8 protein-coding genes are annotated in these 7,814 nt (G+C 42.3%); 3 read left to right on the top strand and 5 right to left on the bottom strand.

Translation table 11 applies throughout. The features are described 5' to 3' along the window. From cydB to NWQ57_RS14430, 5 genes are all read right to left on the bottom strand, one after another. The coding region (cydB, locus tag NWQ57_RS14450; RefSeq protein WP_306022868.1) for a cytochrome d ubiquinol oxidase subunit II at positions 1–998 on the bottom strand (998 nt) is incomplete at its 3' end. Continuing rightward, positions 995–2,377, bottom strand: a complete 1,383-nt coding sequence (locus NWQ57_RS14445) for a cytochrome ubiquinol oxidase subunit I (protein ID WP_306022867.1) — start codon at positions 2,375–2,377, stop codon at positions 995–997. The genes cydB and NWQ57_RS14445, both read right to left, overlap by 4 nt. Positions 2,378–2,410: 33 nt before the next feature. After that, positions 2,411–2,962, bottom strand: coding sequence for a GbsR/MarR family transcriptional regulator (locus NWQ57_RS14440; RefSeq protein WP_306022866.1), 552 nt, complete (start codon positions 2,960–2,962; stop codon positions 2,411–2,413). A gap of 337 nt (positions 2,963–3,299) precedes the next feature. Beyond that, complete coding sequence (locus tag NWQ57_RS14435; protein ID WP_306022865.1) at positions 3,300–4,076, bottom strand: hypothetical protein; 777 nt, start codon at positions 4,074–4,076, stop codon at positions 3,300–3,302. Positions 4,077–4,237: 161 nt separating this feature from the next. After that, positions 4,238–5,359: a zinc-binding dehydrogenase gene (locus NWQ57_RS14430; RefSeq protein ID WP_306022864.1), complete on the bottom strand. Its 1,122-nt coding sequence runs from the start codon at positions 5,357–5,359 to the stop codon at positions 4,238–4,240. A gap of 326 nt (positions 5,360–5,685) precedes the next feature. On the opposite strand from NWQ57_RS14430, the gene NWQ57_RS14425 reads away from it, so the two are divergent. The 3 genes from NWQ57_RS14425 to NWQ57_RS14415 all read left to right on the top strand — a co-directional run bounded on the left by NWQ57_RS14425 (position 5,686) and on the right by NWQ57_RS14415 (position 7,766). Continuing rightward, positions 5,686–6,429 carry a putative porin gene (locus tag NWQ57_RS14425; RefSeq protein WP_306022863.1) on the top strand — a complete coding sequence of 248 codons (744 nt, stop codon included), beginning with the start codon at positions 5,686–5,688 and terminating at the stop codon, positions 6,427–6,429. Between the two features lie 123 nt (positions 6,430–6,552). Next, on the top strand, positions 6,553–7,209 hold the full coding sequence (locus NWQ57_RS14420; RefSeq protein ID WP_306022862.1) for a cupin domain-containing protein: 657 nt from the start codon (positions 6,553–6,555) through the stop codon (positions 7,207–7,209). Between the two features lie 68 nt (positions 7,210–7,277). Continuing rightward, complete coding sequence (locus tag NWQ57_RS14415) at positions 7,278–7,766, top strand: lipocalin family protein (protein ID WP_306022861.1); 489 nt, start codon at positions 7,278–7,280, stop codon at positions 7,764–7,766. Positions 7,767–7,814: the final 48 nt, after the last annotated feature.

Genomic DNA, 7,814 nt, shown 5'->3' with positions numbered 1-7,814 from the left:
TAGTAATAACGCAGATGTTCTACTTTGCCCCAAAATACTCGATATGAAAAAGCGGTATAGGCCAAGATACAAGGTATCACAATGAGCGCACCTACTAAGATAAAACGTAAGGACTCGGGAGCACTTGCTGCTTGCCAAATAGTGAGTTGCTGCGGTACGACCCAAGGAAAAAAGCTAAAAGCAAGCCCACTAAAGCAACAGATAAACAATACCAAGGTAATAACAAAGGGTAGCCAGCAACCGTGGTCATCTTTAAGTGGCAGCCGATTGAGTACCGCATTTCCTACAAATAACAACACAAAACTAATAACCGGGATTATGGCCATAAAATAGGCGTATGGAGCGCTTGTCCAACGCTCAAAAACAAAGGGATTAATTAAAGGGTTAACAATACACACGGCGATAATGCCGACAAAACTGATTTTCCCCGTAAGTTTGGCCCAGCAGATTGCTTTGAGTTGGAGCTCTCCTTCAGTTTTCATGATTAACCAAGCACTGCCTATCAAGGCATACGCACAAGTCACGCCCAGAGCGCTCAAGCCAGCAAAAAAATGTGCCTCAAGGGAGCTTTCAAAACCCATAACATACATGCCCAGCATATAGCCCTGAGCGGCAGAGGCGACAATCGAGCCCAGTTTAAAGATTTTATCCCAAGTGCGCTTGTGATCGAGGTGAACTTTGGCTCTAAAGTCAAACGCTACACCACGCAAAATCAGGCCTATCAACAAAGCAAATGCAGGTATATACAACTCCTTAAATACTAAGTTGTACGCCTCTGGAAAGGCGATGAGTAACAAGCCAACGGCTAACACTAACCATGTCTCATTGGCGTCCCAGAACGGTCCTATGGAGGCTATCATTTCGTCGCTTTGTCCTTCGTTATCTAAGGGTAAAAGCACGCCAACTCCTAGATCGTAGCCATCTAAAATGGCATACACCACCACGGCAAGGGCCATTAATCCGGCAAATATAATGGGTAAATTGTGATCGGCTATCATACAGATACCTCTGAATCAGTGTGTTGCGAAGTTAGTGGCACAAAACCTTTTTGCGCGTTGCGCTCTTCTAGTTTTATTTCTTCTATTAATACAGAATTACGCGCCATTCGAAATATTGTCTTGATATACGCTACTAGCAATAACGCGTATACCACAAGATACCCAATAAAACTGAACAGCACGTTACCAGAGGGAATATCAGTTACCGCATCGGCAGTGGTTAAAATACCACTCACTAAGTACGGTTGTCGGCCAATTTCTGTGACATACCAGCCTGCAATTGTTGCAAGCCAGCCTGAAAAGGTCATCCAAATCAGAGCCTTGACCAATACCTTAGGCAGCGGTTTATTGCGTAACACGCTAAAGCTTGCAAACCATGAAATCAGTAACATTAAGCCGCCTGTTGCTAGCATCACCCTAAATGCGTAAAACACAGGTGCTACGGGAGGATGTTCTTCAAATTCATTAATCCCTTTAACCTTGCCATGCAGTTCATGCGTGAGTATCAAACTTGCCCCATTTGGAATAGCCAATTCAAAATGATTGGTTTTTTGTTTGGCATCGGGTACCGCAAACAAGACCAAAGGTAATCCTTCTTGTGTTTCCCACGCGGCTTCCATTGCTGCTACTTTTTGTGGTTGATGCTCAAGGGTATTTAGACCATGTTGATCGCCAACGAGTATTTGAATAGGTATCAATATGGCAGCAACAATAACGGCAGACTTTAAGCTTAACTTCGGCGCTTTTTTGTCATCGCCTCGACTAATGCGATAAGCTGAGATACCTGCAATCAAAAAAGCGGCTGTCAAACCTGAAGCAAGCAAAACGTGGAGCAAGCGATAGGGCATGGAGGGATTAAATATAATTGCCCACCAATCAACGGCGTGAGCAACGCCATCGATCATTTCAAAGCCTGCAGGGGTGTGCATCCACGAATTTAGGCTGATAATCCAAAAGGCTGAGAGGGTAGTGCCCACTGCGACAATTAATGTTGCCAGAGTATGCACCCAGGGCGGTACCCGATTAATACCAAAGAGCATGATGCCTAAAAATGTGGCCTCTAAGAAAAATGCCGTTAATACTTCGTAGCCGAGTAAGGGACCAGCAATATTGCCAACTGTCGCCATGAAGCCCGGCCAATTTGTACCAAATTGAAACGACATCGTTATGCCACTGACTACACCCAATGCAAAGGTTAAGGCAAATACTTTGACCCAAAATCGATAAATGCGCATCCACACCGGATGACCACTCAAATTAAAGCGTAATTTGAAATAGAATAAGAACCAGCCAAGCGCAATAGTGATACTAGGAAAAAGTATGTGAAAGCTAATATTAGCGGCAAACTGCATTCTTGAAAGCAGTAGTACATCGACCATATAATCCTCGATTATGTTGAAAGTGAATACTAATTAACTTTTTGATTTAGCCAAAAGCTTATCTTTAATATCAAGTACCTTGCCCACCCCAGAACCCAACTTCATTAGGGCATTAAGTTTTTCTGGACTTAAACGCTGTAGCTCGCTTGACCATTTTGTGATCCCTTCAAGTAAATCATGAACTTCTTGGAATTTTTGTTGCGCGTGCACCTCTTGTTGGTTAGCAGGTTCATCGAGCAGAATATCGCGCAATAAACTCAACGTTGGATCCATCTCCCGTTTACGCCGCTCTTCAAAGACCCTGTTAGCCATATCCCAAATGCTGCCATTAGCCTGAAAGTACTCTTTTCGATCACCGGGTTTGTGTTGAAGTTGCACTAAGCGCCACGCCTGCAATTCTTTTAACCCCATGCTGACGTTCCCGCGAGAAATACGTAAGGCATCGGCAATATCATTTGCTGTGATGGGTTCTTCACTCACTACTAATAGCGCCACAATTTGCCCTACTGTGCGATTAAAGCCCCATCGGCTGCCCATCTCACCAAAGTGCATTACAAATGATTCAATCATTGGAGTAAGTTGCATACATTTACCTTCTGAAATTTCAGTAATTTCTGAAAGTTTAAACATTGTTTGATTTAAGTCAATATAATTATTGGTCGACGAGCTATGCAGCGTTGGGTAGTAGGTGCTTTCTTGAAGTTAACGATTAAGCGACTGAAAAGACGATGGGGCCTTAGACTTTCGACTCGCACCGGGGAATTGCTCATCCATTGGGGTAAGGTCAAACATGTGTATTTTGCCGCCAATCCGCATACCGTCGACGGGCGCTAAGTAGAATAAAAGAGTGATTATCTGCCAATCAGTGTTTAATAAAACTGCCCATTTAAGGGGAAAATAAGGACGTAAACGGCCGACTACATCAATGGGATTGAGGCACAGAACTCATCAAATTCTGTATGATTAATTCGGGCTCTGAGATGCCATATTGCAGTTTGATTTTACGAATAATTTCGGGGTGAGAGTGCATGAAATCGTTAATTTCGTCAATTAAGCCTATCTGCTTAATGGTAGATAATTTAAAATCTACCGCTGAATTCGGTAGGGTAGGATCAAAGCGAAATTGTTTAAAATCAGGGTTGTTTTGTATCTGATATTGACTAACAAAATAGTCGACTTCAGCAGCATCCACTCTGCCTAAAGCTAATAAATGAAGCTCAGCAAGCGGCGTGACCACTGAGATTAGTTTTACTTTGCCTTTTTCAATTTGTTGCAACCAGCCTAACTGAGGTGTGAACCCTAATGGAATACTTAAACGTCTAATTTTAGTTATGTCTTGATTGACTCGGGTAGCTTTTACCATTGTACCACCCAAAGTTTGCACAATCGTATCACTGTAGTATTTACCCAGTGCAAAAGCGTCAGCGTTATCAAACAAAGGGTTATCTGGATAAACTAAATCAACGGTACCTTTCTCAAGCTCCCTCTGTAGTCGTAAAACAGGCATGGTGTCGTAACTAAATTCGTGCCCGCTGTATTCGCTAAAAGCCTGGAGAACCGCCCAAATTAAACCTTTGTCAGTTTTTGATTGAAAATTATAATGAGGGTAGTAATTAAAATCTTGTGACGCGACTGTGTATTTTTCAGCTTTTAAAGGCAGGTGCCAAAAGCAAATAAACAAGAAAAATAAGCGCAGCATGCAAAACTCTTAGTGTGAAAAAACATGCTTATCTTAGCGTAGTTTGTGGTTTGATTAAACGAAAAGCCGTATGAAAGTATATTTTTTTAACCGAATGAGTTCCAGTTGAACATACCTTGACCAAACTTCAATAACGAAGCTTGATCAAGGTATATCAAAATTTAGACTTTACTTGGATTAATGAAGTATTTAGCGCCTGTTTTTTTAGCATTGTATTGGGCAATAGTGGCGGGAGTAAGTGCCTGCTCGAAGCTTAGCTCATCAGTAAAGGTTGTAGCAAAAGTCGTTTTAATTTCATCAGCGACTTGTTTATGCAATTGAGCAACGCGTTCTGGTTGAAGTTTGCCTAAAAAGCGCATTAATAGCCAACCACCCACACTCCAGGTCATGCCGAAAGCTCGGTTTAGAATCGTTGGTGAAAAATCCAAGCCGCCATATATGTACACTTGCTTATTAGACGCTGATCCATAAGTATTGAAACCTTTTGCATCCTTACTGCCTACGCGCTCCATTGCCGCCAGAATATCACTGACTAACTCACCACCGCCGATTGCGTCAAAAGCTAAGGTTGCACCGGTTTCTTCTATGGCCATAAGTAAGTCTTTCTTAAAGCTGGCTGCAGAAGAATCACAAATATACTGCGCGCCAATGTTTTTCAGTAGTGTGGCTTGCTGTTGATTGCGAACTACGTTGACGAGTTTTACTCCTTGGGCTAAGCAAATTTTGTTGAGCATTTGACCTAAAGCTGATGCAGCGGCCGTGTGGACTAAAGCACTGTGACCTTCCATTCGCATGGTTTCTACCATACCCAGTGCCGTCAAAGGGTTAACAAAAGAAGAGGCGGCGTCCTTGGCTGACGTATTCTCATGATGAACGATACACGCTTGCATCGGTACGCAGCAGTATTCTGCATATGTTGCACCGGATAAAATCGCAACGGTTTTACCTATCATGGCTTGGGCGGCAGGGTGTTCTCCAGCGGCGACTACTGTGCCGGCGCCTTCATTACCAATGGGTAGTTCTTGGTCTAAACGAGATGAAACGCGACTCAACATGCCAGGATATAGGGCTGCATGTAGCTTCATTTTGGCTTTATCGAGTGTTGCATCCGCTAGATTAGCCGGACCAAACATTGGCCACATATCAGAGGGATTAATTGGCGCAGCTTCAATTCGTACCACAACCTCATGAGGTTTAGGAGTAGGAACGTTAACCTCACGCAGTGTCATTTCTAACTGCCCTTCTGAGGTAATCAAAGTAAATAGTTGTTTGGATGATTGCATAGTCATAACTCTCAGTAATGAAAAACGTAGTGGAGGCAGTGTAACAGCTTGTCGAAAGTGACGTTCACACACTGATGAATTGATCTCCATAAATATGACAAATATCCATGGAGACAAAGCGAAGTTGAGGGAGATAGCATCGCCAGTACGTGGCTTCACGTTATGCGAGTAAATTCAGAGTTTATTCAGTTATGGTTAAGCTCAATAACCGTATAAATGTCGCACGTTTAGCCGCTATAGAAATTAGTTTTTTCACTTAGTGCTAAACATTTTTGTGGATTTTTTATCTGAGTCAATTCGATTTTTTATTTAAGGAAAAGTAACAAATGAAAAAAATAGCTTTTGCAGCTTCACTCATCACCTTCAGTCTTCTCAGCGGTGTTGCCCATGCAAATTTTAACAGCGAACTTAACGGCGCAGTATTAAAGGCGGATGAGCTTAAGGTTTATTCGGTTGGCGGTAGTTATTATTTTGATAGCGTTAATACAAGCAAAGGACCCTTGGCCGAAGCGAGCTTTCTTGATTTACAAAACTCAATAGATGTGTCGTTTACCCGATTCGATCTCGACGATCAAAATTTAAACAGTTGGGGAGTCAACGGCACTTATGTACTGCAAAACACTGGTTTGTTTTTAAATGCTGGCATTCAGCATTTAAATGGTTATTCAGAAAACATTTATACACTGGGTGGTGGTTATTATTTGAGTCGTGATTGGGCTGTGTTGGTTGATACACAGTTTGACGATGATATGAATTATCAAGGGTTTAGCTTAGCCAGTAAAAAGCTGTTTGATTTGGGCAATGATAATTTTGTGAGTTTAGAAGGCGCTTATATTAATCCTGATAGCGGCGATGATAGTTTTGCCGTATCGGCTGACTATTATTTGAACCGTAATTTATCCGTTGGTTTGGGTTATGAATGGTCTGATAGTTTTAGTGATGGTGTAAGCACCGTGCGCAGTCAATGGTTTATCAGTGAGCAATTTGCTGTATCAGCTGCAGTGTCTTATATGGATGATAATATTGGATCAACTACTCTGTACAACCTCGGTGCCACTTTGCGCTTCTAGGCTCATAATATTATGACAATATGCAAAACAAGAGCGCTCCGGCGCTCTTGTTTTTTGCTCAAATACATCCATTATCTTATGCTCAAAGTATAAGAGCACAAACTTACTTATGTTCAATAAATCATGCTAAATCAAGACTACAGTCACAAGGTGGTAATTGAGACATCTTCTATGGCTTGGGAGCCATCGCCAGCCAAAGGCATCACCCGAAAAAAACTGGAACGACAAGAAGCAGAAAGAGGCAGAGCCACTTCAATTGTGCGGTATGCACCGGGCTCAGCTTTTCCGACTCACCAACATCCTTTTGGTGAAGAAATATTCGTTTTAGAGGGCGTTTTCTCTGACGAAAACGGCGATTATCCGGCGGGAACTTATCTGCGTAATCCCGCTGGCAGTGCTCATGCGCCTTTTTCAAAAGAGGGCTGCACTTTATTGGTTAAACTTTGTTACTTTGATGCACAAGACCAACTGCAAACAGTTATTAATACTAACGAGCAGCCTTGGCTACAAGGCATGGTTGAGGGATTACATGTTATGCCCTTACATAGCTTTGAAGCACAAAATACTGCACTAGTGAAGTGGCGCAGTAATACTCGCTTTAATCCACATCGTCATTGGGGCGGGGAAGAAATATTCGTACTTAAAGGTGAGTTTTGTGATGAACACGGTCGTTATCCCGCTTTAACGTGGATCCGAAGCCCGCATTTAAGCCAGCACCAACCTTTTGTTGAAAATCAAGAGACCATTATATTGGTGAAAACCGGGCATTTACCCAACTAAGCAGGAATAAAGTCGAGATGAAAGCAGGCCACTTCTTAAAACTGATATTGAGTATAACGAGCTTAAATATGTTCGTTGCCTGTACTGCTGTCCCTGAGGGGATTAAGCCAGTAAATAATTTTGAATTACCACGATATTTAGGTAAATGGTACGAGATAGGACGTTTCGACCATTCTTTTGAAGAAGGACTACAGCAGGTAACGGCTGAATATTCAATGCGCGACGACGGTGGTGTCAGTGTGCTGAATCGAGGTTTTAATCCTAAAAAGCAAGAATGGGATGAAGCTCAAGGTAAGGCCTATTTTGTTAACAGCAGCGATGTTGGCCATTTAAAAGTGTCATTTTTTGGTCCTTTTTATGCCAGTTACGTGATATTTGAATTAGATAAACAACACTATAATTATGCGCTGATCACGGGCCCTGATCGTGACTATTTTTGGCTGTTGGCGAGAACGCCACAGCTTTCGACAGAATTGCAAGCACAACTTGTCGAGCAAGCGCGAGAAGCTGGTTTCGATACCAGTAAAATCATTTGGGTGGATCACAACAGTCAGTAAGCGTAATAATTTTTTAGGCGCGCTAATCTAAATCAATTGAGTAGTCTA

The sequence above is a fragment of the Paraglaciecola sp. genome (assembly GCF_030730205.1).
Taxonomy (GTDB): Bacteria; Pseudomonadota; Gammaproteobacteria; order Enterobacterales; family Alteromonadaceae; genus Paraglaciecola.
The sequence above is the reverse complement of the archived record's forward strand: the minus strand, read 5'-3'. Positions and strand labels throughout refer to the sequence as shown.

Coding starts and splice junctions, on each gene's coding strand:
- NWQ57_RS14445 (WP_306022867.1), bottom strand. CDS start 2,377: ATGGTCGATGTACTACTGCTTTCAAGAATGCAGTTTGCCGCTAATATT.
- NWQ57_RS14440 (WP_306022866.1), bottom strand. CDS start 2,962: ATGCAACTTACTCCAATGATTGAATCATTTGTAATGCACTTTGGTGAG.
- NWQ57_RS14435 (WP_306022865.1), bottom strand. CDS start 4,076: ATGCTGCGCTTATTTTTCTTGTTTATTTGCTTTTGGCACCTGCCTTTA.
- NWQ57_RS14430 (WP_306022864.1), bottom strand. CDS start 5,359: ATGCAATCATCCAAACAACTATTTACTTTGATTACCTCAGAAGGGCAG.
- NWQ57_RS14425 (WP_306022863.1), top strand. CDS start 5,686: ATGAAAAAAATAGCTTTTGCAGCTTCACTCATCACCTTCAGTCTTCTC.
- NWQ57_RS14420 (WP_306022862.1), top strand. CDS start 6,553: ATGCTAAATCAAGACTACAGTCACAAGGTGGTAATTGAGACATCTTCT.
- NWQ57_RS14415 (WP_306022861.1), top strand. CDS start 7,278: ATGTTCGTTGCCTGTACTGCTGTCCCTGAGGGGATTAAGCCAGTAAAT.